Consider the following 24,655-nt stretch of genomic DNA (forward strand, 5'->3'; position numbering starts at 1 on the left):
GCGCCGTCAGGCGGCCGGCGGGGGCCGCATGCCGGCCGCGATCGCATCCGCCACGCGCCGGGCGAAGGCCGCGGGGTCGCGCGGGCTGTCGCCATCCTGCACCCGGGCGAGGTCGAGCAGCATCTCCGCGATCTCCGCCACGCCCGCATCGGTCTCCGCCCGGGCCGCCAGGGTCCGGATCAGCGGATGGCGGGGATTGATCTCCAGCACCGGCATGCCGGCACCAAAACTCCGGCCCGCCCGCTGCAACAGCCGCTGCTGGTGCAGGTCGAGCCCGTCCGCCGGGGCCGCGAGCACGACGGCGCTGTCCACCAGACGATCGGTGGCTCGCACATCGGAGGCCTGGTCCTTGAGCGCGTCCTTCAGCAGTGGCAGCAGCCTGGACAGATCCGCGGCCTCATCGGGGGTTCCATCCTGCCTCGCGATCTTCGAGAGATCGACGGCGCCCTGGGTGATGCTCCGGATCGGCTTCTCCTCGAAGCGTTCCAGCCGCTCCGGCCAGAAGGCGTCGATCTGATCGGAGAGAAGCAACACCTCCACGCCACGGGCGCGGAAGCCTTCCAATTGGGGCGATTTCGCCAGCGCCTCCGACGCGTCGCCGGTCAGGACGTAGATCGCCTCCTGCCCCTCCTTCATGCGCGTGACGTAGTCGGCAAGCGAGGTCCAGCCTTCCACAGCGGAGGATCGGAAGCGCAGCAGCGGTGCCAGGTCCTTGCGATGCTCCGTATCCTCCCACAGCCCTTCCTTGAGGGTCGTGCCGAAGTTCTCCCAAAACTTAGCGTAGTCCTCGGCATCCTTCGCCCGGGTCTTCAGCTCCGAGATCACGCGGCTTGTCACCGCGCGCCGGATGCGGGCCAGCACCGGCGTCGCCTGCAGCATCTCGCGGGAGACGTTCAGCGGCAGGTCCTCGGTATCGACGACGCCCTGCACGAAGCGGAGCCAGGGCGGCAGCAGCTCCGCCTGATCGGTGATGAACATCCGCCGCACATGCAGGCGCACCCGGCTCTCGCGCTCGCCCTCGACCACCTGGAAGGGCTTCATGCCGGGGACGAAGAGCAGCGCCGTGAAATCGAGCGCGCCCTCGGCGCGCCAGTGCAAGGTCGCCCAGGGCTTGTCGAAGACATGACCGAGATGGCGGTAGAGCTCGGTATAGCTCTCCTCGCTGATCTCGGATTTCGGCTTCCGCCACAGCGCCGTCCCGTCATTGGCCGGCTCATCCTTGCCGTCGCGGGCGATGGTGATCGGGATGGTGATGTGATCCGCCCATTTGCGGATGATCGTCTGCAGCCGGAGCGGCTCCAAAAACTCCTCGGCGTCCGCCTTGATGTGCAGGACGATATCCGTCCCGTCCTCCGCCCGCTCGGCGGGGGCGAGGGTGTAGCTGCCCTGCCCTTCCGAGGCCCAGGCCCAGGCCTCCTCGCTGCCGGAGCGGCGGGAGGTGACCTCGACCCGGTCGGCCACCATGAAGGCGGAATAGAAGCCGACGCCGAATTGCCCGATGAGGCTCGGACGGTCGCCGGGCTTGGCCTCGGCGAGGGACTGGCTGAAGGCGCGCGTGCCGGACCGGGCGATGGTCCCGAGATTCGCCGCGAGCTCGTCCTTGGTCATGCCGATGCCGGGGTCGGCGATGGTGAGGGTGCGGGCGGCCTTGTCCGGGATGATCCGCACCGCGGCATTCTCTGGCAGGGCGGGAACGGCCTGGGTCAGCGCCTCGAAGCGGCGCCGGTCCACGGCATCCGCGGCATTGGCGACCAGCTCCCGCAGGAAGATCTCGCGATCCGAATAGAGCGAATGGACCACCAGGTCCAAGAGGCGCCCGACCTCGGCGCCGAATTCATGGCGCTCCACCGTTTCCGTCACACTGTCCCTCCAAGGCTTTGCGGCAACCGAGGCCCGATATGCAAAGCCGCCACGCATCCTTCAAGAGCATGCGGAACGATCGCGGGGCCCGCAGGAGCCGCCTCAACGCTGCCGCGGCCGGTCCTGCTCCGGCCGGCGGATCCGGTCCAGCATGGCGTTGCAGCGCGGGTCGTCACCGATGCCGAATTCGATCGTCGGCAGGATGGCGAGCGGCCCCGCGGCCAGCCCCAGGGCGGCCGCGAGGCCGCCGCGCACGCCGAGCTCCAGCACCTCCGGCGTCACGGAAGGGTTGCCGAAGCGGCCGGTGATGAGGACGCCGGTGGGGAGCGCCGCGATCGTGAAGCGCTTGGCGGCGCTCCGGATGCGGTAGTCGATGCTTTCCTGGTCGAGCCGGATGGTGCCGCTGCCGGAAATCAGCGCGCTGTCGGTCTCGAGAAACAGGGCCCGCGTGTTCAGCGTGCCGCGTTCCAGTGCGAAATCTGCGACGAAGCATTCGATGGGGGCCCGGTCCGGCATGCCGAGCGCCGAGAGGATGGCGCTGCCAAGCCGCAGCCCCGAGAGATCGACCAGCAGGGCGCTGAGATTGCCGCCGGAGGTGCTCAGGGTCAGGGCGCCATTGCCGCGCGCGAGCAGTTGTGCCGTGGACCGCCCGGTGCCCTCGATCCTGGCCCTGCCGCTCAAGGCGCCACCGCCCTGCGATCCCGCCGCCTGCATGAGGCGGGAGATGTCGACGCGGCGAAAATTGATATCCGCAACCGCATGCGCCTGGTCACCCTCCCGCGGCGTGAGGGTGATGTCCGCCGCGATCTCGCCTCGTCCCACGCCGAAGCGCAGCGGCCGTAGCGTCAGCACGCCATCCACCAGTTCCAGCGCCACATCGAGATTGTCGAGCGGCGTCGAACGGCCACGGATCTGGCCGGCCCGATAGCGGAGATGAACATTCGCGGCTTCGAACTTGGGGAGATTGATCGGCGTATCCGGCAGGATGCGGCCGGAAGCGCCGGCATCCGGCCGGGTCGGCGCATCCCGCCCGGGCGTGCCGCCGATGAAGCCGGTGAGATCCGCGAGATCGACTCGCCGCGAGCGCAGATCCGCGGTCACATCCGGCCGATCGCCCTTCGGATCGACGGCGATGGAGCCGCCGAGATCGCTGTTGCCGACCTGGCCCTGCATCTCGGTGAAGCGCACGCGGCCATCGGCATAGGCGAGCTGGCCCTGGACCCGGTATCGCGGCGTCTGCGGGATCGGGATGCCGGTCAGCGGCATCAGCAGCCCCATGCTGGGGCCGGCAAGCTCCAGCCGCAGATCGGCGCCGGCGAAGGCCAGCGGATCGCGGAGCGTGCCGGTGAGCCGGGCGCGGGTCGGGCCATTCTCGATACGGAGATCGATGGGCCAGGGGCGTTCCGTCTCCCGCAGGGAGAGAATGGCGCCGCCGGTCAGCTCGGCGCTCAGCGGCTGGTCGGCATAGGTGCCGTTCGCCCGGGCCAGGAGCTGCGGTTCCGTATTCGCGCTCTCGCGGGTTTCGAGCTCAATGTTGAAGTCGGCGCGAAGCGGTGCATGCGCGACATGCACCCGGCCATTGCGGATGTTCAGGACACCGATGCGCGGGCCCGATGACGGGTCGGCCGCAGCACCTTCACCGCTGGGCCCGCCGAGCGCGAAGGTGAAGTTGTTGCTCTCCTTCGACGCCGCGATCGCCTGCACATCGGCGCCGTCGACGGTGATCGAGGGAATGACAATCGCCCGTTCGTTCCAATAGGCCATGACATCGACCAGGGCGATCAGGGTCCCGAGTTGCGCGAAGGGCCGTTCCGCCTGGAAGCCTTCGGGATTGTCGACCCGGACACCGCGGAGCGTGATCTCCGTGGTGCGTCCCAGCCTGACATCGAGATCCTCGATCGCGACATTCCGCCCGAGCGCGGCCGAAGCCTGCTGCTCCAGGATCGGAATGAACCAGCGCCAAGTGAACAGATAGGCGATCACCGCGATCGCGATGACCGGCACACCCAGAGAAATCATCCAGCGCCGCAGCCGCATGGCGCACCCTCCCGGGAGGCGCAGCGCTTCCGCTGGCCTCTCTGAAGCCGAACGTGGCAGGCGGCCGGGAGTTTGGCCGCCATGCATTCCCCGCCTCCGGGCCGCTACGCCACCAGGCGCCCGGGGCTGTCCTGGTCGATCCCGAGAGAATGCGATTGACATATAGGTGCATATACACATACTGACGGCATGCCGCATGCCCCTGGCCTCAGCCCCGACACCGTCGCCCGGATCGCGAAGGACTGCCTGTGCCTTCGGGTACAGCGGGCCAGCCGCGCCGTGGGGCGGCGCTTCGATGAGGTGCTGCGCCCCGTCGGGCTGAACAATTGGCAGTTCTCCCTGCTGATGACGCTGCATCAGCCCTCGCCGCCGACCATCAACGGCCTTGCTGAGGAACTCGGCATGGACCGCACCACGACGACGAAGAACTTGAAGCCGCTGGAGCGGCGCGGATTGCTGGAAATCCGGCAGGACTGGGAGGATGCGCGCACCCGGCGCATCCTGCTGACCGATGCCGGCCGCGCGCTGCTGGCCGAGGCCGCGCGATACTGGCAGGACACAAACGACGCCGTCGCCGCCAAGCTCGAGGGCACCGAGCTCGCCGGCTTTCGCTCCGCCCTCGAGGCCATTGCCCGTGACTAGGACGCGCCGCTCGATGCCGCATAGGTGCATATCCACCTTCCTGCCAAAGCCTGTGGCCACACCCGCACGCCCTCGCTCCCCAAGACCCTTCGCCCGAGAGCTCCCCCTGTCATGACCCGCGCCAAGACCGCCTTCCTCTCCGCCACCGCCGCCGTAGGGATCCTCGGCCTCGGCTCCATGGCCGTGATCGGCCTGGGGGGTGCCAGGGCGACGGTCGAGGACCCGCGGCGCGAGCCGCCACTCGTCCAGGTCGCCGCCGTGCGGCCGGCCGCGGCAGCGGACCGCGGCTTCACCGGCGTCATCTCCGCCCGCGTGCAGAGCAACCTCGGCTTCCGGGTACAGGGCAAGGTGATCGAACGCCTCGTCGATACCGGCGAGCGGGTGCGAGCCGGGCAGCCGCTGCTGCGGATCGATCCGAAGGACCTCGCCCTCGCGCTCACGGCCCGGGAGAACGCCGTCGCGGCGGCCCGGGCGCTGGTCGTCCAGACCACGGCGGACGAGGCGCGCTATCGCAGCCTTCTCGCCAGCGGCTGGGCCCCGCGGCAGCGCTACGAGCAGGCGAGAGCCGCGCTCGATAGCGCGATGGCGCAACTGGCAGCCGCCGAGGCGGAAGCCGAAGTGGCACGCAACGAGACCGGATATGCGGTGCTGACCGCCGATGCCGACGGGACGGTCGTCGAGGCCCTGGCCGAACCCGGGCAGGTGGTCGCCGCCGGCCAGATCGTCGTCAGGCTCGCCCATGCCGGGCCGCGCGAGGCGACCGTCAACCTGCCGGAGACCGCACGCCCGGCGATCGGATCGGCGGCGCAGGCGAGCGTCTATGGCGCCGGTCCCGGCCGCTCCCCGGCGCGCCTCCGCCAGCTCTCCGACGCCGCCGATCCCGTGAGCCGGACCTATGAGGCACGCTATGTGCTGGATGGCGATGCCGCCCAAGCGCCGCTCGGCGCCACGATCACCGTCTGGGTCCCCGCGCATGGCAATGGGCCTCAGGCCTCCGAAATCCCTCTCGGCGCACTGTTCGACGACGGCAGAACGAGCGGGGTCTGGATCCTCGATCCGGCTGCCTCGGCCGTCGCCTTCCGCGCCATCCAGGTGCAACGCCTGGGCCAGGAGACCGCGGTGGTGACCGGCGTCACCGCAGGCGAGCAGGTGGTGGCGCTCGGGGCGCATCTGCTGCATGCCGGCGCGCGAGTTCGCGTCGCCGGCGCGCGGACCGCCGCGCGATGAGCGGCTTCAATCTCTCCGCGCTGGCGGTGCGCGAGCGTGCCGTCACCCTGTTCCTGCTCATCGCGATCGCCCTCGCCGGCACCTCCGCCTTCCTGAAGCTGGGGCGCGCCGAGGATCCGTCCTTCACGGTCAAGGTGCTCACCGTCACCGTCGCCTGGCCGGGCGCAACGGCACAGGAGATGCAGGATCTCGTCGCCGAGCCGCTCGAAAAGCGGCTGCAGGAACTCCGCTGGTACGACCGCGTCGAGACGATGACGCGCCCGGGCCTCGCCTTCCTGACGCTGACGCTCCGGGACGACACGCCGCCGACCGAGGTGCCCGAGCAATTCTACCAGGCCCGCAAGAAGCTCGGCGACGAGGCCCGCACCCTGCCGACCGGCGTACTCGGCCCCTTCGTCAATGATGAATATTCCGACGTGACGTTCGCGCTCTATGCGCTGCGTGCACCGGGCATGGCCCCGCGCCTGCTGGTCCGGCAAGCGGAGGCGATCCGGCAGCAACTGCTGCACGTCCCCGGGGTGAACAAGGTCAACATCCTGGGCGAGCGGCCGGAGCGGATCTTCGTCGAGTTCTCCTACCCGCGCCTGGCGACCCTCGGCATCACCGCGCAGGACATCTTCGCCGCCCTGCAGCGCCAGAACGCGATCACCCCGGCAGGATCGATCGATGCCGATGGGCCACAGGTCGTCATCCGCCTCGAAGGTGCCTATGACGACCTGCAGAAGATCGCGGATACGCCGGTCGTCGCCGGTGGCCGCAACCTGCGCCTGTCCGATATCGCGGAGGTACGCCGAGGCTACGAGGATCCGGCAACCTTCCTGATCCGCAATCAGGGCGAACCCAGCCTCGCGCTCGGCGTCGTGATGCGGATCGGCTGGAATGGCCTCGAGCTCGGCAGGGCGCTGGAAGCGGAGACCGCCAGGATCGCGGGCACCCTGCCGCTCGGCATCAGCCTGAGCAAGATCACGGACCAGGCGGTCAACATCGCCGAATCCGTCGACGAGTTCATGCTGAAGTTCTTCATGGCGCTCGGCGTCGTGCTGCTGGTCAGCCTGGCGAGCCTCGGCTGGCGCGTCGGCCTCGTGGTCGCCGCCGCGGTGCCGCTCACCCTCGCCGCCGTCTTCGTCATCATGCTGGAGACCGGGCGCTTCTTCGACCGCATCACGCTCGGCGCCCTCATCCTCGCCCTCGGCCTGCTGGTCGATGACGCGATCATCGCCATCGAGGTCATGGTGGTGAAGATGGAGGAGGGCATGGACCGCATCCGTGCCGCCGCCTATGCCTGGAGCCACACCGCCGCGCCGATGCTCTCGGGCACGCTGGTGACGGTGGTCGGCCTCATGCCCGTGGGCTTCGCGCAGTCCTCCGCCGGCGAATATGCCGGGAATATCTTCTGGATCGTCGGCTTCGCGCTGATCGTGTCCTGGGTCGTCGCCGTGGCCTTCACGCCCTATCTCGGCGTGAAGATGCTGCCCGCGATCAAGCCGGTCGAAGGCGGCCACCAGGCGATCTACGGCACGCCCAATTACCGCCGGCTGCGCCGGATGGTCGCGTGGGCCGTGCGCCGCAAATTCATCGTGGCCGGCGCCGTCGTCGCGGTCTTCGCGCTGTCAGTCGCCGGCATGGGCGCGGTGAAGCAACAGTTCTTCCCGATCTCGGACCGGCCTGAGGTTCTGGTCGAGGTCCGGATGCCGGAGGGAAGCAGCATCGCTGTGACCAGCGAAGCGGTCGCGAGGGTGGAGTCCTGGCTGCGTCAGCAGCCGGAGACGCGCATCGTCACCAGCTATATCGGCCAGGGCGCGCCCCGCTTCTTCCTCGCAATGGCGCCGGAGCTGCCGGACCCCGCCTTCGCCAAGATCGTGATCCTGACGCCGGATGCGGAGGCGCGGGAGGCTCTCAAGCAGCGGCTCCGCACGCAGATCGCCGAGGGTCTGGCGCCGGAGGCGCATCTCCGCGTCACCCAACTCGTCTTCGGCCCCTATACGCCCTTTCCGGTCGAGTTCCGGGTCAGGGGTCCGGATGCGACCGTGCTGCGGGGGATTGCGGATGAAGCCCTCGCGGTGATGCGGGCCAATCCGCATTCACGCCAGGTCAACCGGGACTGGGGACAGCGGTCCCCGACACTTCGCTTCGTCTTCGACCAAGATCGCCTGCGGCTGATCGGCTTGTCGCCGGCGGAAGCGGCGCAGCAGCTGCAGTTCCTGTTGACCGGCGTGACCGTCACGCAGGTGCGCGAGAATATCCGCACGGTCGATGTCGTCGCGCGCAGCGCCGGCACAGAACGGCTGGATCCCGCCCGGCTCGCCGATTTCACGCTGATGTCGCGCGATGGCCGGATGATCCCGCTCGATCAGATCGGCCGTGCCGAGGTGCGGATGGAGGATCCGATCCTGAAGCGGCGCGATCGCGTGCCGACCATCACCATCCGCGCCGATATCGACGAAGCGCAGCAGCCCCCCGAAGTCTCCATGGAGATCCTGGCTGCGCTGCGGCCGCTGATGGCGCGCCTTCCCGAAGGCTATCGCATCGAGATGGCCGGCTCGATCGAAGAGGCGACCAAGGCCAATGTCGCGCTCGCCGCGGTCTTCCCGATCATGGTGGCCCTGATGCTGACGGTCATCATGATCCAGGTCCGCTCCTTCTCCGCGACCGCCATGGTGATGCTCACCGCGCCGCTCGGGCTGGTCGGCGCGGTGCCGGTCCTGCTGCTGTTCCATCAACCCTTCGGCTTCAATGCGATCCTGGGGCTGATCGGGCTCGCCGGGATCCTGATGCGCAACACGCTGATCCTGATCGGCCAGATCCACAGCAACCAGGCGGAAGGCCTCGACCCGTACCATGCGGTGGTGGAAGCGACGGTCCAGCGCGCCCGCCCGGTGATCCTCACCTCACTCGCGGCGGTGCTCGCCTTCATCCCCCTTACCCACTCCGTGTTCTGGGGGTCGATGGCTTATACGCTGATCGGCGGCACCGCGATCGGCACCGTGCTCATCCTGGTCTTCCTACCGGCGCTCTACGCCATCTGGTTCCGGGTCAGGTCTCAGGATCGGTCAGGAGAGGTGGGAGGCTTGCTGAGTCCCTCCGGCCCTGCGGTGCGGGCCGCCATGGCAAGTACGGGGGGCAATGATGGCCATTAGCCCCTCCTGGTGGACCCTGACCTTGGAAGTGGGCGAAGCCGCCAGCCCGGCTACCATAGGCTGCAACTCGCAATCGGTGAGCGAGTCTCCGATGCTGACAGCGCGCGGCAGCACTAGAAGCCATTGCTCTGCCAGCGCAGCGCCTAAAGTCGCGGAGCGCCTGTTGGCTGCCGCGAGTGAACTCTTCTACCGCCAAGGCTTCCGCGCCGTCGGCGTCGAGCAAATCGTCCGCGAGGCACGAACTACCAAGCCCACTCTCTATCGATACTTCGCGTCGAAGGACGAGCTGAGCGCAGCATGCTTGCGCAAGCAGGCAGCGTCGGAGTGGGCGATCTTGGCACAGGTCGCCATTGGACTTGCGGACGATCCCCTCGCGCATCTGCGCTCCATCATTATGTCTGTTGCCCGGCGAATCAGCCATCCCGACTATCCGGGCTGGCCGATGACCCACGCCGCGATCGAATTCCCGCAGCAAGGCCATCCTGCTCGTCAAGTGCTCGATGGCTTCAAGGCCCAGATGCGGGTGATGTTAACAGACCTTGCGGAGAAAGCCGCGCTGTCGGATCCAGGGAGCCTCGCGGACGGGCTCCTGCTGCTCATCGAGGGAGCTGCCGTGAGCCTCCACAGCTTCGGCTCTGACGGCCCCTCGAATGCCCTGAGTGAGGCAGCCGACGCACTCATCGAGGCGTATAAAGCGAGGCGGTGAAGGGATCTGTCTGCCCGCTGGCCGATGCCCTCGCCAGGCTGCACCGCGAGCCGCCGCTCATCGCGCTGCCCCTTCCGCCGCGGTGAGGCGGCGTCCGCGACGCGTGCGCTGATCCGCCCGGCGGCGGAGGAGGGATGATCAGGCCGAGGGCTGCGCCGGCACCATCGCGCGAAGCTCCTCGACGAGCACCCGCGTGTTCTCCGTGTAGTCCACAGGCGTCGCGACCAGGTGCACGCCGCCGGCGGCGAAGGCCGCCTCCAGCGTCGGAACCAGATCCTCCGTCCGCGCGATGCGCCAGCCCTTGGCGCCATAGGCTTCGGCGTAGCGCACGAAATCCGGATTGCCGAAGGTCATGCCGAAATCGGGGAAGCTGTCCACCGCCTGCTTCCAGCGGATCATGCCGTAGGCGCCGTCATCGAGGATCAGCACGACGAGGTTCAGGCGCAGGCGGACCGCCGTCTCCATCTCCTGGCTGTTCATCATGAAGCCGCCATCGCCGCAGACCGCGAGCACCCGCCGCTGCGGATAGAGCATCGCGGCCATCATCGCCGAAGGCAGGCCGGCGCCCATGGTCGCCAGCGCATTGTCGAGCAGCAGGGTATTGGCGACCCGGGTGCGGTAGTTGCGCGCGAACCAGATCTTGTACATGCCGTTGTCGAGCGCGACGATCCCGTCTTCCGGCATCGCCTGGCGCACGTCATGCACGATGCGCTGCGGCGTCGGTGGGAAGCGGCCCTCCTCGGCGCGATCCAGGATGCGCCCGAGGATCTGCGCGCGGAGCGGCAGCAATGCGCCGGCATTGGGAAGCTGGCCGTCCAGCCGGTCGGCCAGCAGCCGAAGGCTCGGCCCGACATCGCCCACCACTTCGGCGTGGGGGAAGAAGACCTGCTCCACGCTGGCCGGCGTATAGCCGACATGGATCACCCGTGGTCCGCTGGGGCCCATCAGGAAGGGCGGCTTCTCCACCGTGTCATGGCCGATGGCGATGATCAGGTCGGCACGGTCGATCGCCACATGCACATGGTCGCGTTCCGAGAGCGCGGCCGTGCCCATGTAAAGCTCGGTGCCGCCGGCGACCGAGCCCTTGCCCATCTGTGTCGTGAAGAAGGGGATCCCGGTGCGGCGCACGAAATCCAGCAGCCCGGCGGCGAGGCGCGGACGGCTGGCGGCGGCACCCAGCATGATCAGCGGCCGCTCGGCAGCGAGGATCATGCCGGCGGCCCGATCGAGCGCCGCTGCCTGCGCCACCGGGATCTCCACGGGATGCGGCGGCACCAGCGGCGGCGGATCGGCGAGCTCCTCGGCCGCGATATCCTCCGGCAACTCCAGATGCACCGGGCCCGGCCGCTCCTCCATGGCCACGCGGAAGGCGTCGCGCACCAGGGTCGGGATGCTGGCCGCGCTGACGATCTGGCGCGCGACCTTGGTCAGCGGCTTCATGGTCGCGACCACGTCGACGATCTGGAAACGGGCCTGCCGGCTGGACATGATCGGCTTCTGGCCGGTGATCAGCACCATCGGCATGGCGCCGAGATGGGCATAGGCCGCGCCGGTCGCGAGGTTCAGCGCACCGGGGCCGAGCGTGCTGAGGCAGACCCCGGGCCGGCCGGTCAGCCGGCCATGGGTCGCCGCCATGAAGGCCGCCGACTGCTCGTGCCGGGTCAGGATGAGTTCGATCCGCGACCGGCGGAGCGCGTCGAGGACGTCGAGATTCTCCTCGCCGGGGACGCCGAAGATGCGATCGACGCCTTCATTCTCCAGCGCGGCGACCAGCAGCGCGGCTCCATTGGTCATTCTGGCCATCTCTGTCCTCGTCCCCTGGATCTCACCACGATGCAGGAATACACCGCCCGCATCCCTGCCGCACCCGCGCCGGCCGCAATCCAGCAGCGGCCATGGCCGCCCCATGGCATCGCTTTCACGACGTCGCTGCCGGTGCGGCGTCCCGCGCCGCTTCCTCGACCAGCCAATCGCAGAAGCGACACAAAGCGGGCTCCTGCCTGCGGGCCGCTTCCACCATGAGCACGAAGCTGCGGGAGGAGCGCCGGACGCCTGGCACCGGGACGACCACGCGCCCTGCCGCCAGGTCGGCGCCGATCAGGCCCTGGATCGCCAGCGCGACGCCCAGGCCCTCGCACGCGGCATCGACGGCCAGGCTGATGCTCTCGAAGGATGGCCCAGCCTCGGCATCCACGCCCGCCACGCCCTGAGCCGCCAGCCAGCGCGCCCAGTCCCGCGGCCGCTGGCGCGAATGCAGCAGGGTCTGCCCTTCCCAGCGGAACCGCCCGGGGCCGAGCAGCGACGGCGCGCAAACCGGCACCATTTCGATCGGCAGCAGCCGGTGCGTCCAGAAGCCTGGACGGGGGCGGTCCTCCGCGACAGCGATGACCGCATCGAACTGGCCGGGCAGCAGCTCCAGCGGATCGGCGCTGGTGGTGAGCGCGATCTCCAGCCCCGGATGCCGCTCCCGGAACCGGCCCCAGCGCGGGATCAGCCAGCGGCTGGCGAAATGCGCGTAGGCGCCGACCGAGAGGAGCACCGGCTTCGCCGCCTCCCGCGCTTTCGCCACCCCGGCTTCCATCCTGTCGAGCGCGCCGCCGCAGGATTGCTGCAGGACGCGGCCGGCTTCGGTCGGCACAAGCCCGGCGGGGCCGCGCGAGAACAGCACCAGCCCCAGATCCTCCTCGAGGCCGCGCACCTGACGACTGACGGCACCCGGCGTCACCCCGAGCTCATCGGCGGCTCGGGTGACGCTGCGATGCCGCGCCGCGGCCTCGAAGGCGCGGAGCGCGTTGAGGGAAGGCAGTCGCCGGTAGGTCATGACGCCGTTGAGTTTATCTCAAAGCGTCCGGCCGAGAAATCGATTGGAGCAGGGGCCGGGATGCGCTTCTGATCCGCCGGACGGAAACGCTCCAAGAAAACAGGCGCCCCATGCATCTGCGCACTCTCGCCCCACCCTCCGGCGCCGCGGCGGTCCCCGACAGCCAGGGCATCAACCTCTACCAGGCCGATCCGACGCTGGCGCGGCTGCTCGGCCTCTATCTGCCGCCCGATCTCGGCCTGCATCTGGCGCCGCATCTCGACCGGCTCGGCGCCCTGGCGGGCGGTATGCTGGAGGCGCTGGCGCTGACCGCGGACCGCAACCCGCCGGTGCTGCACAGCCGGACGCGGCGCGGCGAGGATGCGCAGCACATCGAGTACCATCCGGCCTATCGCGAGATGGAGCGCCTGGCCTTCGGCGAATACGGGCTGGCCGCGCTATCGCATCGCGGCGGCGTGCTGGGCTGGAATGCGCCGATGCCGCCGGCGGCCAAATACGCCATCACCTACCTGTTCGTGCAGGCGGAGTTCGGTCTCTGCTGCCCGGTCAGCATGACCGACAGCCTGGCCCGGACGCTGCGCAAGTTCGGCGATCCCGCGCTGGTCGCGCGCTACCTGCCGGCGCTGACCAGCCAGGACCTCGATGCGCTGAGCCAGGGTGCGATGTTCATGACCGAGCAGGGCGCCGGGTCCGATGTCGGCGCCACCGCCGTGATGGCGGCGCCGCAGTCGGATGGAAGCTGGCGGCTCACCGGCGACAAATGGTTCTGCTCCAACGCCGATGCCGAGCTCGCCATGGTGCTGGCACGCCGCGAAGGCGCGCCGCCGGGCCTCAAGGGCGTCTCGCTTTTCCTGCTACCACGGAGCCTGCCGGATGGGACCGCCAACCGCTATCGGATCGTCCGGCTGAAGGACAAGCTCGGCACGCGCTCCATGGCGAGCGGCGAGGTGCGGCTCGAGGGCGCCACCGCCTATCTGGTCGGCGATCCCGCCGCCGGCTTCAAGCAGATGGCCGACATGGTCAACAATTCCCGCCTCTCCAACGGGGTGCGCGCCGCCGGTCTGATGCGCCGAGCCGTGACCGAGGCGCTGTTCATCGCGTATCGCCGCGTCGCCTTCGGCCAGCGCATCGCCGACATGCCGCTGATGCGGCGGCAACTGATGAAGATGCTGCTGCCGGCCGAGCAGGCACGCAGCATGGTCTTCCAGACCGCGGAGGCGCTGCGCCGCGCCGATGCCGGAGAAGAAGACGCCTATGCCCTGCTCCGCATCCTGACGCCACTGCTGAAATTCCGCGCCTGCCGTGATGCGCGGCGCGTCACCGGCGATGCCATGGAGGTGCGCGGCGGCTGCGGCTACATCGAGGAATTCTCGGATGCGCGCCTGCTGCGCGATGCGCATCTCGGCAGCATCTGGGAAGGCACCAGCAATATCGTCGCGCTCGACGTGATGCGCGCGGTGCAGCGCGAGGGTTCCCTGCCGGTGCTCGCCGCGCATATCCGCGCGCAGCTCGGCAATGGCGCGGTGCTACCGGAAGCCTTGCCGGCGCTGGAGCGCACGGAGGGGCTGGTGATTGCGGCGCTGGATGACCCGGCCTTGGCCCGCCAGGCGGCCTCCGCACTCTATCACCTCGCCTCCGCCGCCGCCCTCGCCTGGGAAGCGGAGCGGCTCGGCATGCCGGAGCGCCTGGCGGTGGCACGGCTGGTGCTGCGGCATCGCCTGCTGCCGCGCGACCCGCTCGACCCCGAACCCTCGACGGAGGATACGGCGCTGGCGCCGCTGCTGGCCGATCCCGGCGCGCTCGCGGGGATGGCGGCATGATCGCGCGTCGTCGCCTGCTCGGCACCGCCGCTCTCGCCGCCCTCGCCGCACCGGCGCTGGCGCAGCCTTCGGGCAAGCCGGTGACGCTGGTGGTGCCCTTCGCGCCGGGTGGCCCCACCGACCTGATCGCCCGCCGCCTCGCCATCGCCTTGCATGACGGGCTCGGGCAGACGGTGATCGTCGAGAACCGCGCCGGTGCCGGCGGCAATGTCGGCGCGGACTACGTCGCGCGGGGCGCTGCCGACGGCAGCCTGATCCTGTTCGGCACCTCCGGGCCACTCGCCATCAACCGCATGCTCTACCCCGGGCAGAGCTACGACCCGACGCGCGACTTCGCGCCGATCGGGCCGATCGGCCGCATCCCGAACGTGCTGGCGGTGCATGCCTCGGTCCCCGCGCACTCGGTGCCGGAACTGATCGCGCTCGGCAGGCGTGGCGAACGTCTCGCCTTCGGCTCCTCGGGCAATGGCGCTTCCTCCCACCTCGCGGGCGCGCTGTTCAACCGCATGGCGGGCACCAGCTTCGAGCATGTGCCCTATCGCGGCACCGGCCCGGCGCTAAACGACCTGATCGCCGGGCATATCGCGATGGTCTTCACCGATGTCCTGACCGCCCTGCCGCATCTCCGTGAAGGCCGGCTACGCGCCCTCGGCATCACCACCGAAGCGCGGTCCACCGTGCTGCCGGACGTCCCGACGATCGCGGAACAAGGACTTCCCGGCTACGACGCTTCCGTCTTCTTCGGCTTCGTGGTCGCTGTGGCGACGCCGCCCGCCGCGCGCGAGGTGCTGCGCGCGGCGACGGAGAATGCCGTGCGGCAGCCTGAGCTGCGCCGCTGGTTAGAGCAGCAGGGCATGCAGATCGCGCCAGCGATCACGCCTGCCGCGCTGAGCGCGCTGATGGCGGAGGAGACGGCGCGCTGGAGCGCTGTCATCCAGGAGACCGGTGCGCGCGCCGATTGACTGGCGCCGGCCGGCGCCGAGCTGTCGATGACCGGGGATTCCTGCTAGGCTTCGGGCCGGGAGGACATCCGTGCGCCCATGTCGCAATTCACCGTGCAGCTTCTCCTGGACACAGAAACCGCGGCGATCCGCGACGTCGCCTGCGGCGGCAAATGCCGGCACAAAAGCGCCGAGGAATGCGCCAGCGCCACGCATCTCGTCTTTCCCTATCGTGGCATCTATGTCCGCCATGTCGGCCGCAGCGATGCGGTGGCCGAAGCCAATCAGCTCCTGTTCTTCAACAAAGCGGAAGCCTATCGCGTCAGCCACCCTGTCGCGGGCGGCGATGCCAGCCTGACCCTGGCGGTGAAGGAGCCCCTGCTGCAGGAGCTGGCGCCAAAGGAGCAGCTCCGGCCGGGCGCGGGGCCGGTCTTCCGTCGGCTGCGCCGGCGCATCGACCCGCGCACCCAGGCGCTGGCGGCGCTGCTGCGGCACAGCCTGCAGCGTCAGGTCGCCGAAACCCTCGAGGCTGAGACCCTGGCGCTGACGCTGGTGCGGCGCGCCCTCGGCGAGCGGACATCGCATGCGGCGGGCGCGAGCTTCGGGCGCGAGAAACTGGTGGATCGCGCCAAGCTGGTGCTGGCATCGGATCTGGCGCGGCGCTGGACGCTGGCCGAGGTCGCGGCGGAGGTCGGCGTCTCCCCGGTCTATCTCACGCAGGTGTTCCAGCAGGTGGAGGCGATGCCGCTCTACCGTTACCAGCTCCGCCTGCGGCTGGCGCGCGCGCTGGACCTGCTGGGGCAATATGATGACCTCACCGCCCTCGGCATGGATCTCGGCTTCTCCAGCCACAGCCATTTCAGTGCCGCCTTCCGGCAGGCCTATGGCCGCACGCCGAAGGAGTTCCAGCGCTCCCTGCGCCTGCGCTGATCCGCACGCAGATCGCTAAAGAATCTGACAGCGGCCAGGCCACCAGACGTGGTCCTTCTGTCTCCGCCCGGATCCCCCGGGATCTTCCAGGAGATGGAATCATGACCGCGAAAACCTGTGCCGCCTGCGACTGCGAGCTGGATGCCAATGCCATCCAGGTGAAGATCGGCGGCCATACGGTGGAGGTGTGCTGCGAAGAATGCGCGCAGGCCCTTCGCGAAGCCGAGGCCGCGAGCCAGGGCAAGGCCTGACGCCATGGCACCGGGCCTGACCATCGCGCAGCCTTTCGGCATCCTCGCATGGGCCTTGCACGGCACGGCGAAGCTCCTGGAGGCACGCCGCAACCGGCGCGCCATCAGGCGCCTCGCCGCCTGCGAGGACCGCATGCTGAAGGATATCGGCCTCAGCCGCTCGCAGGTGATGGGCGCGCTGGAAGCCCGCTACGACGAGGACCCGTCGCGGCTGTTGCAGCAACGGCGGTGGCGCCGGCCCCTTCCCGGCGCCGAACCGCCTCACCCCCGATAGATCCGCTGCACCCGGCGCTCCGCACGCACCACCGCGTCCCGCGGGGAGGCCTGGCCGCTGACGGCTTCGGCGAACATGTCGGCGACGATGCCTTCGGAAAACGCGGTGGCGGCGTTGATCCCGAGTGCACCGGCATAAGAGAGCGGCCGGCCGCGCGCCGCGACATCCCGGAACACCGTGATCCTCGGGTCGCTCCGCCAGACCGGGCTATCGTCATGGGCGCGGAGCGCGTGGCTGAGATAGCCGGCCGAGTTCTCCAGCACCCGCCCATATTGCGGCTGCTCCAGCATGTAGGTCAGCAGCGCCTTCACGGCGTTCGGGTAGCGGCTGTAGCGGAAGGCGATGAAGGGGTAGACCAGATGCAGCTCGGTCGGTTGGCCGACCGGCCCGACCGGCCAGAGCGCGTGGTCGATGTCATCCGCGATCTCCAGCCGATCGGCGCGCGCCTTGCCATAGATCGAGATCGCATTGTTGGTCAGCGCGACCTGTCCCGCGAGGAAGGCGGAGTTGTTCGAGGCATCGTTCCACCCGATCGTGCCGGGGATGAAGTGGGCACCCAGGGCACGTGCATATTCCACCGCGCGGATGGTCTCGGGGCTGTTGAGCGCCACGCGGTTGCTCTCGTCGACCAGCTTGCCGCCATGTGACCAGAGCAGCCAATGGCAGAAGGAATTGCCATCGCTGGGTGCGCGGCTGAAGGCGAAACCCGCCGGCTTGCCGATGCGCTTCAGCCCTTCGCAGAGGCGCAGGAACCCATCGGTATCGGTCGGGAAGCGCTCGAACCCCGCCTCGCGGACCGCAGAGATGCGATAGACTGGCAGCACGCCGATGACGACGTTCGAGATGCCGATCCAGCGGCCATCCCGCTTCCCGTACTGCTCGATCAGCGGATACCAGCCGCCATACTTCCCGCCGATATGCTCGGCGACATCGGTCACGTCCAGCAGCTTGTCGGCGAACATGTGCGGCGTCGTGTGCAAGGTCCAGGCGAGGTCCGGCCCATTGCCGATGCGGGCCGCCACGCTCAGCTGCGGCAGCACGTCATCTTGCCAGACATTGTCGATACGCACCGGCACGCCGGTCGCTTCGCTGAAGGCGCGGATATTCTCGGTGGTCGCCCGGTCCTCGGCCTCCAGGAAGCGGCTCCAGCGCAAGAAGCGAAGCTGCGCACCCGGCTCGGGTCGGAATGGCTGCGCTTGCGCCCAGGCCCGTGCCTTCTCGAGCAAGGGCGTGGCGGCCGCAGCGCCCAGCAGGTGACGGCGTCGAATCATCAATCCTGTTCCTCCCTGTCCTTCTGGCCCGCTCTGCGACGGGCTCGGCGCGATGCTAGAGTACTGTGTCTTGGCGAGCAGATTCACGCCTCCGGGCGATTCCGCCCTCCGGCGATCTGCTCTATCCTTCCTGCTCCAGCTCCGCGAGCTTGGCGACGCGGCGCCGATGATCCTCCGTGGCGTCGAAGCGCGCTTCCAGGAAAGCGCGGACCAGGTCGCGCGCGAGCCAGGCACCCACGATCTGCGCGCCGATGCACATGACGTTCACATCGTCATGCTCGACCGACTGATGCGCCGAGTGGACATCGTGGCAGACGGCGGCCCGGATGCCGCGACGCTTGTTGGCCGCGATCGCGGCGCCGACACCGGTGCCGCAGACCAGCATGCCGCGCGACGCAGCGCCGGAGGCCACACGGGCGCAGACGGTGCGCGCGATATCGGGGAAGTCCACCGGGTCCGGCGTATGCGTGCCGAGATCCTCGACCTCGTGTCCCAGGCCCCGGATCACATCGATCACGGCGGCCTTCATGGGATATCCGGCATGGTCGCAGCCGATCGCGATGCGCATTCCGCGTGCCTCCCCTCGGCCGGATGCCTCCGCCGGACTTATCGTAGGCGGCACCTCGGGCGGTGGCCTCTCACGCTTCAGTCAAGGCCGCCGATGATGCGCCGCAGCAGACGCAGCAGGGCGAGCTTGCCGGCCGGGCCGACCAATTCGTCGAGTTGCCGGTCATGCGCCGCCGCATGCGTCATCAGTCGGGCCAGGACCTGGCGGCCGCGCGCGGTCAGCATCAGCGCATAGCTGCGGCGGTCCTCCGGCGCCCGGCCCCGCAGCACCAGGCCGCGCACCACCAGATCGTCGAGTGCCGTGGTCAGGGTCGATTTGTCCCGGGCCGAGGCCCGGGACAGGGCGGTCTGGGTGATGCCCGGATTCTCGGCGATCAAGGCCATGATGGCGAAGCGGCTGGGGCGCAGCCGACGATCACCGACGCGCTGCGCGAAGGCCCGGAAGGAGGCTTCCTGCGCCAGCCGCAGATGGAAGCCGATGAAATCCTCGAGCGGGCCGAGGCGAACCACCGGAACCGGCGTCACCCTATCCTTCCTCGGCCTTGTCGCCTTCGGCATCGGATCTCTCCCAAGCGCGCATCCTTGACTTGACGCGAAAAGGTTGGACTTCCAACAATCAGGGACAAGATCTGTTCCTTCAGGGAGGAACGCGCATGGACGGCACCAGCAAGACGGGCCCCGTGCCCATAAGCGCGGGGCACACCGCCTCGGGCGCCTTTCTCGACGCACTGCAGGATGCGGGCGTCGAGTACATCTTCGCCAATTTTGGCTCCGACCATCCGGGCCTTGTCGAGGCGCTGGCCGAGGCGCGCGCCCATGGCCGCAAGCTGCCGAAGGTGATCACCTGCCCGAACGAGATGGTCGCGCTGACCGCGGCGCAGGGGCACGCCCAGGTGTCCGGTCGCGCGCAGGCGGTGGTCGTGCATGTGGAATGCGGCACGCAATCCCTGGCCGGCGCCGTCCACAACGTCGACAAAGGCCGCGTGCCCGTCCTGATCTTCGCCGGCGCCAGCCCCTTCACCCAGTTCGGGGAGATGCGGGGCAGCCGCAACGAATTCATCCAGTGGATCCAGGACGTGCACGACCAGCGCGGCATCCTGCGCGGCTACATGCGCTACGACGCCGAGATCCGCAGCGGCCGCAACATGCGCCAGATGGTGTTCCGCGCGCTGCAATTCGCGCAGTCCGACCCCAAGGGCCCGGTCTATCTGATGGGCGCGCGGGAGGTGATGGAGGAGGTGGTGCCGCCGGCCGCGACCGATCCGGCGGATCATGTGCCGATCGGACCCGCGGCCCTGCCGACGGATGCGGTCGAGGCGCTGCTGGCGGATCTGCTGGCGGCACGCCGCCCGCTGATCGTCACCTCCTATCTCGGCCGCAACACCCGTGCGGTGGAGGAGCTCCGTCGCCTGGTCGGCGCGCTCGGCATCGGCGTGCTGGACAGCGTGCCGAACGCTGTGAACCTGCCGCATGACGACCCGATGCATCAGGGCTGCCAATGGAACGAGCCGCAGCAGAATCCCGTACTGGCCGAGGCCGACCTGGTCGTCGTGATCGACAGCGACGTGCCCTGGATCCCGACCGTCTCGAAGCCGCGGGAGGGCGTGCGGATCTGGCATCTGGACGTCGATCCACTGAAGCAGCAGATGCCGGTCTGGTCCATCCCGGCACGCCGCGTCTTCCGCGCGCATGCGGAAACGGCGCTGGCGCAGCTCAACGCGGGGCTCAAGCGCATCACGCCGAATTCGGGACCGCTCGACGAGCGTCGGGCCTTCTGGGCGGCGCGCCATGCCGAGCGCCGTGCCGCGCTCGTGCGAATGGAGCAGCCCGGCACAGGGGATTCCATCACGCCCGAATACCTGACGGCGCAGGTCCGCGCGTTGATGGATGAGCGCACGCTGATCCTGAACGAGGGCATCACCAACTACCCCGTCATCTGCAACCACATTGCGCCGACGCGCGCGGGGCAGATGCTGAATTCGGGTGGTGGCAGCCTCGGCTGGGCCGGCGGCGCCGCGATCGGGGCGAAGCTCGCCGATCCCTCGCTGACCGTCATCTCCATGCTCGGCGATGGCTGCTACCTGTTCAGCCAGCCTTCCACCGTGCACTGGATGGCGCGGCGCTACAGCACGCCCTTCCTGCAGATCGTGTTCAACAACCGCGGCTGGAAGGCGCCACGCTTCTCGACGCTTGCCGTGCACGACAAGGGCTACGCGGCCGCGGCTGACGATCTCGACGTGGCCTTCGACCCGCCGCCCGACCATGCCGCGATCGCCGCCGCGGCCGGCGGTGCTTTCGCGCGCAAGGTGGAGCGCGCGAGTGATCTGCCCGCCGCGCTGGAGGCAGCGATGCACGCTGTGAAACACGAAGGACGCGCCGCGGTGCTGGATGTCTGGCTGCCCCACCTGATGGCCTGACCACGGATAGGGAGGAGACAGTGAACAGGATCACGCGCCGCACCGCCCTTCTGGGCGCCGCCGCCCTGACCGCCCCCGCCGTCGCGCAGACGCGGCCGGTCCGCATCGTCGTCGCCTTCCCGCCCGCAGGTGCTGCGGATATCGTCGCGCGCCTGCTCGCCGATCGCCTGCGCGCTGCCTGGGACACGCCGGTGGTGGTGGAGAACCGCGCCGGCGCCGGCGGCAATATCGCCGGCGCCGAGGTCGCGCGCGCCGAGCCGGACGGGCACACGCTGCTCATCACCTCCCAGTCGATCGCGGTGAACCGCCTCCTCTATGCCCGCATGCCCTTCGATCCCATGGCTGATCTCGCGCCGGTCGCGATGGCGATCCAGGTGCCGAACGTCATGGTGGTTCCGGCGGGCGCGCCCGACCGCAGCGTCGCGGATGTCCTCGCCCGCGCACGCGCGGCACCCGGCCGGCTGAACTACGGCTCCGCCGGCGTCGGCACGTCGATCCACCTGGCCGGGGAGCTCTTCGCCCATCTGGCCAGCGTGCGGATGACCCATGTGCCCTATCGCGGCGCCGGTCCCGCCATGCAGGACCTGATCGGCGGACGGCTCGACGTGATGTTCGACACGCTCACCGTCTCGGCCGGGCCGATCCGCCAGGGCGGCATCCGCGCGCTCGGCGTGACCACGCCGGCCCGTGCGCCCACCCTGCCCGAGGTGCCGCCGATCGCGGACACGGTGCCGGGCTATGCTCTCAGCTCCTGGTTCGCCTTTTTCGCCCCAGCGCGCACGCCGGCCGCCACCGTGGCGCGCCAGGCGCGGGATATCGGCGCCGCGTTGCGGGAGCCCGCGGTCGCGGCGCGCCTCGCCGAGCTCGGTGCCACGCCGGTCGGTTCGACGCCGGAGGCGCTGGCGGTCGCCATGCGGGACGAGGCCAGGCTGTGGGAGCCGATCATCCGCGCAGCCAATATCCGTATCGAGGAATGACACGAGGGACGCTGCGCGTGACGCTTGCGCGCTCCGGACCGGCTCCTTTGCTATCCGGCACGCGCACCGCTCCGTACCACGGCCTCCGACCAGCGCCGCCGCTCCTGCGCCAGGAATTCCTCCAGCGACCGTCCCGCAAGCTCGATCGGCTACGCGCTGCGGCTGCGCATCAGGGTCCGATAGCCATCGGAGCTCACAACCTCCGCCAATACCGCCCGCAGGCGCGCCTGGACCGGGCCCGGCACGCCGGCCGGCGCGAAAAGGCCAAACCAGTTCACGGCATCAAGACTCGGGAAGCCCGCCTCGACCAGGCTCGGGACGTCGGGCAGGTCCGGAATCCGCGCCGCCGTGGCGGTGCCGACGATGCGCGCCTGGCCCCCCTGATGCAGCGGCAGCGCCGTGGTGATCGCGTCGAACATCATGCTGATCTGCCCACCGGCCAGGTCGGCCAGCGCCGGCGGACTGCCGCGATAGGGCACATGCACCAGCCGCAGCCCGGCATCGGCGGCCAGCAGCTCCGCAGTCAGATGCGTCAGCGACCCGTTGCCGGAGGAGCCGAACGCGACTTCGCCGGGCCTTGCCCGTGCCGCCGCCAGGAAGGCCGCAAGCGTCGGCTCCGGCAGGGCGCGGGGGCTGACGAGCATCACATTCGCCTGCGCGCCGAACAGGCCAAGACACGCGAAGTCCGCATCCGGATCGTAGTTCAAGCGATCATGAAGCGGCTTGGCGATCCCCATCACCGCCGGCCCGACAGCGAGCAGCACATGCCCATCGGCCGGCGCCTTGGCGACCGCTTCCGACCCGATATTGCCGCCCGCACCGGCGCGGTTCTCGACCACCACGGGCTGGCCCAGCAGCGGCGAGAGCCGGTCCGCCGCCGCGCGCGCCAGGATGTCGGTGATGCCCCCGGGGGCGAAGGGCACGACGATGCGCACCGGACGATCGGGGAATCCCGACGCGCCTTGCGCCTTCACGCTGGACGCGCGAGCCGCGAGCATCGCGGCGCCCCCGGCGATCAGGCGGCGGCGCGAAGCTTCCATGGGCAACATCCTTCCCGGCTGCAGCGCAAAGCGGCAATACGTGCGCGGCCCGCATGGTGAATGGGCGGAGATGGGTTGCGCAAGCCATCGCTTCGGGAGACGCTTGCCGCAATCACCATCCGTGAGGATGACGCCGCTGCCGAACCGGCCGAAGACATCCAAGCGCCCCTTGTACCTCGGCATGCTGATGGCCCTGGCCATGCTGACCGCAAGCGCAGCGCGGGCGCAGAGCCTCACCATCGCCCTGGCCTCGATGCCGACGGCGGTGGATCCGCATTTCCACAATCTCGTCCCCAACAATGCGATCGCTGCGCATGTCTTCGATCGGCTGGTGCACCAGGACGAACGCCAGCGCCTGATCCCCGGCCTGGCGGAAGCCTGGCGTCCCGTCTCCGACACGGAATGGGAGTTCCGTCTGCGCCGCGGCGTGGTGTTCCACGACGGCGCTCCGCTGGAGGCCGAGGATGTGGCGGCGACCCTGCGGCGCGTGCCCGCGGTCCCCAACAGCCCCGGCCCCTTCACCCAGTTCACGCGCAGCATCGCGGCCGTGGAGGTTATCGACCCGCTGACGCTGCGCATCCGCACGCGCAGCCCGGCGCCGCTGCTGCCGATCGACCTCTCGGTCATTCCCATCATCCCGCGCCGCTTCGAAGGCGCCGCCACATCGGCCTTCGCCAATGGCAGCGCGATGGTCGGGTCCGGCCCCTTCCGGTTCGAGAGCTTCGTGCCCGGCGAGCGCGTGACGCTCCTCCGCAACGACGCTTATTGGGACGGGCGCCCACCCTGGGCGCGCGTGACCTTGCGCATCGTGCCGAATGATTCGACCCGCGCGGCCAGCCTGCTCGCCGGCGATGTGGATGCGGTGGAAGCGGTGCCGCTGACCCAGCTCGCCGCCCTACGGCGGCGGCCGGACCTCCGGCTGTGGCGCGCGGTGTCGAACCGCGTGATGTTCCTCTCCTTCGACACCCACCGCGACCTGACGCCCTTCGCGGCCGAGCGCGGCGGCCGGCCGCTGGCGACGAACCCGCTGCGCGACCGCCGGGTGCGTCTCGCCATATCGAAGGCGATCAACCGCCCGCTGATCGTCGAGCGCCTGATGGAGAACGAGGCGATCGCCGCCGGCGGCTTGCTGGCCGAGGGTTTCTTCGGCGCGAGCCCGCGCCTGGCGCCGGAGCCCTTCGACCCGGACGGCGCCCGGCACCTGCTGCGGGAGGCGGGATGGCCCCAGGGCTTCCAGCTCACCCTCCATGGCCCGAACGACCGTTTCCCCAATGACGAACGGATCCTGCAGGCGGTGGCGCAGATGCTGGCGCGCATCGGCATCGAGGCGCGCGCCGAGGCGATGCCCTTCAACCTGCTGCTGGCGCGGGGCGGTCCGCCGGACCACGCCTTCTCCGCCCTGCTGCTGGGATGGGGCAGCAACACGGGCGAGGTGTCGTCTCCCTTGCGCGGCCTGCTCGCGACGCCCGATCGCCAGACCGGGATGGGGGTCGCCAATCGCGGCCGCTATTCGAATGCCGCGCTCGATGCGCTGCTGAGTCGCGCCCTCGGCACGGTGGCGGAGGATGAGCGTCGCCAACTGCTCGAACAGGCGAGCGAGGTCGCGATCGGTGACCACGCCATCGTGCCTGTCCTCTACCAGGTGAACATCTGGGCCACACGGCGCGGCCTCACCTATGCTGCTCGGGCGGATGAATGGACGCTCGCGCAATTCTTCACGCCCGATCCCTGACCACG

Annotated in this window: 20 protein-coding genes; 12 read left to right on the top strand and 8 right to left on the bottom strand. The window is 69.6% G+C overall.

The features are described from left to right. Positions 1-6 precede the first annotated feature (6 nt). The gene (htpG, locus tag GXW71_RS09660) at positions 7-1,917 is read right to left on the bottom strand and encodes a molecular chaperone HtpG (protein ID WP_211852284.1); all 1,911 of its coding nucleotides are present in this window, start codon (positions 1,915-1,917) and stop codon (positions 7-9) included. A 45-nt stretch (positions 1,918-1,962) separates the two neighbouring features. Then, entirely contained in the window at positions 1,963-3,897 is a 1,935-nt protein-coding gene (locus tag GXW71_RS09665; protein ID WP_211852285.1) for an AsmA family protein, read from the bottom strand. 189 nt (positions 3,898-4,086) lie between these two features. On the opposite strand from GXW71_RS09665, the gene GXW71_RS09670 reads away from it, so the two are divergent. From GXW71_RS09670 to GXW71_RS09685, 4 genes are all read left to right on the top strand, one after another. Further along, positions 4,087-4,539 (top strand): MarR family winged helix-turn-helix transcriptional regulator, encoded by a 453-nt coding sequence (locus tag GXW71_RS09670; protein WP_211852286.1) that lies wholly within the window; start codon positions 4,087-4,089, stop codon positions 4,537-4,539. A gap of 111 nt (positions 4,540-4,650) precedes the next feature. Next, positions 4,651-5,766: an efflux RND transporter periplasmic adaptor subunit gene (locus GXW71_RS09675; RefSeq protein WP_211852287.1), complete on the top strand. Its 1,116-nt coding sequence runs from the start codon at positions 4,651-4,653 to the stop codon at positions 5,764-5,766. Beyond that, a complete protein-coding gene (locus GXW71_RS09680; RefSeq protein WP_211852288.1) occupies positions 5,763-8,903 on the top strand; it encodes an efflux RND transporter permease subunit in 3,141 nt (1,046 codons plus the stop codon). The genes GXW71_RS09675 and GXW71_RS09680 overlap by 4 nt, the downstream gene beginning before the upstream one ends. Continuing rightward, complete coding sequence (locus GXW71_RS09685; RefSeq protein ID WP_211852289.1) at positions 8,893-9,609, top strand: TetR/AcrR family transcriptional regulator; 717 nt, start codon at positions 8,893-8,895, stop codon at positions 9,607-9,609. Before GXW71_RS09680 ends, GXW71_RS09685 begins: the two co-directional genes overlap by 11 nt. 138 nt (positions 9,610-9,747) lie before the next feature. On the opposite strand, the gene GXW71_RS09690 is transcribed toward GXW71_RS09685, so the two are convergent. Both GXW71_RS09690 and GXW71_RS09695 read right to left on the bottom strand, forming a co-directional pair. Next, positions 9,748-11,403, bottom strand: a complete 1,656-nt coding sequence (locus tag GXW71_RS09690; RefSeq protein ID WP_211852290.1) for an acetolactate synthase large subunit — start codon at positions 11,401-11,403, stop codon at positions 9,748-9,750. A gap of 124 nt (positions 11,404-11,527) precedes the next feature. Further along, a complete protein-coding gene (locus GXW71_RS09695; RefSeq protein ID WP_211852291.1) occupies positions 11,528-12,430 on the bottom strand; it encodes a LysR substrate-binding domain-containing protein in 903 nt (300 codons plus the stop codon). Between the two features lie 110 nt (positions 12,431-12,540). On the opposite strand from GXW71_RS09695, the gene GXW71_RS09700 reads away from it, so the two are divergent. The 5 genes from GXW71_RS09700 to GXW71_RS09720 all read left to right on the top strand — a co-directional run bounded on the left by GXW71_RS09700 (position 12,541) and on the right by GXW71_RS09720 (position 16,646). Further along, positions 12,541-14,250, top strand: a complete 1,710-nt coding sequence (locus tag GXW71_RS09700; RefSeq protein WP_211852292.1) for an acyl-CoA dehydrogenase family protein — start codon at positions 12,541-12,543, stop codon at positions 14,248-14,250. After that, the gene (locus tag GXW71_RS09705) at positions 14,247-15,212 is read left to right on the top strand and encodes a Bug family tripartite tricarboxylate transporter substrate binding protein (protein ID WP_211852293.1); all 966 of its coding nucleotides are present in this window, start codon (positions 14,247-14,249) and stop codon (positions 15,210-15,212) included. Before GXW71_RS09700 ends, GXW71_RS09705 begins: the two co-directional genes overlap by 4 nt. 78 nt (positions 15,213-15,290) lie before the next feature. After that, positions 15,291-16,121, top strand: a complete 831-nt coding sequence (locus tag GXW71_RS09710; RefSeq protein ID WP_211852294.1) for a helix-turn-helix transcriptional regulator — start codon at positions 15,291-15,293, stop codon at positions 16,119-16,121. 101 nt (positions 16,122-16,222) lie between these two features. Continuing rightward, entirely contained in the window at positions 16,223-16,372 is a 150-nt protein-coding gene (locus GXW71_RS09715; RefSeq protein ID WP_211852295.1) for a hypothetical protein, read from the top strand. 4 nt (positions 16,373-16,376) lie between these two features. Further along, complete coding sequence (locus GXW71_RS09720) at positions 16,377-16,646, top strand: DUF1127 domain-containing protein (protein ID WP_211852296.1); 270 nt, start codon at positions 16,377-16,379, stop codon at positions 16,644-16,646. Here GXW71_RS09720 and GXW71_RS09725 read toward each other — a convergent pair. From GXW71_RS09725 to GXW71_RS09735, 3 genes are all read right to left on the bottom strand, one after another. After that, positions 16,634-17,917, bottom strand: coding sequence for an ABC transporter substrate-binding protein (locus tag GXW71_RS09725; protein WP_211852297.1), 1,284 nt, complete (start codon positions 17,915-17,917; stop codon positions 16,634-16,636). The two genes, GXW71_RS09720 and GXW71_RS09725, sit on opposite strands and share 13 nt — an antisense overlap. Before the next feature lie 121 nt (positions 17,918-18,038). Further along, entirely contained in the window at positions 18,039-18,485 is a 447-nt protein-coding gene (gene rpiB / locus GXW71_RS09730) for a ribose 5-phosphate isomerase B (RefSeq protein WP_211852298.1), read from the bottom strand. 77 nt (positions 18,486-18,562) lie between these two features. Continuing rightward, the gene (locus GXW71_RS09735; RefSeq protein WP_367617277.1) at positions 18,563-19,009 is read right to left on the bottom strand and encodes a MarR family winged helix-turn-helix transcriptional regulator; all 447 of its coding nucleotides are present in this window, start codon (positions 19,007-19,009) and stop codon (positions 18,563-18,565) included. A gap of 128 nt (positions 19,010-19,137) precedes the next feature. On the opposite strand from GXW71_RS09735, the gene GXW71_RS09740 reads away from it, so the two are divergent. Together GXW71_RS09740 and GXW71_RS09745 are read left to right on the top strand one after the other, a co-directional pair. Beyond that, positions 19,138-20,901, top strand: a complete 1,764-nt coding sequence (locus GXW71_RS09740) for a thiamine pyrophosphate-requiring protein (protein WP_211852300.1) — start codon at positions 19,138-19,140, stop codon at positions 20,899-20,901. Positions 20,902-20,921: 20 nt separating this feature from the next. Continuing rightward, positions 20,922-21,878, top strand: a complete 957-nt coding sequence (locus tag GXW71_RS09745; protein ID WP_211852301.1) for a tripartite tricarboxylate transporter substrate-binding protein — start codon at positions 20,922-20,924, stop codon at positions 21,876-21,878. A gap of 149 nt (positions 21,879-22,027) precedes the next feature. Here the strand turns inward: GXW71_RS09745 and GXW71_RS09750 are convergent, their stop codons facing one another. Beyond that, positions 22,028-22,918, bottom strand: coding sequence for a Bug family tripartite tricarboxylate transporter substrate binding protein (locus tag GXW71_RS09750; RefSeq protein WP_211852302.1), 891 nt, complete (start codon positions 22,916-22,918; stop codon positions 22,028-22,030). A 127-nt stretch (positions 22,919-23,045) separates the two neighbouring features. Here GXW71_RS09750 and GXW71_RS09755 point away from each other — a divergent pair, with 127 nt between their 5' ends. Further along, entirely contained in the window at positions 23,046-24,650 is a 1,605-nt protein-coding gene (locus GXW71_RS09755; RefSeq protein ID WP_211852303.1) for an ABC transporter substrate-binding protein, read from the top strand. Positions 24,651-24,655: the final 5 nt, after the last annotated feature.

This window comes from Plastoroseomonas hellenica (genome assembly GCF_018129085.1).
GTDB classification, from domain to species: Bacteria; Pseudomonadota; Alphaproteobacteria; order Acetobacterales; family Acetobacteraceae; genus Plastoroseomonas; species Plastoroseomonas hellenica.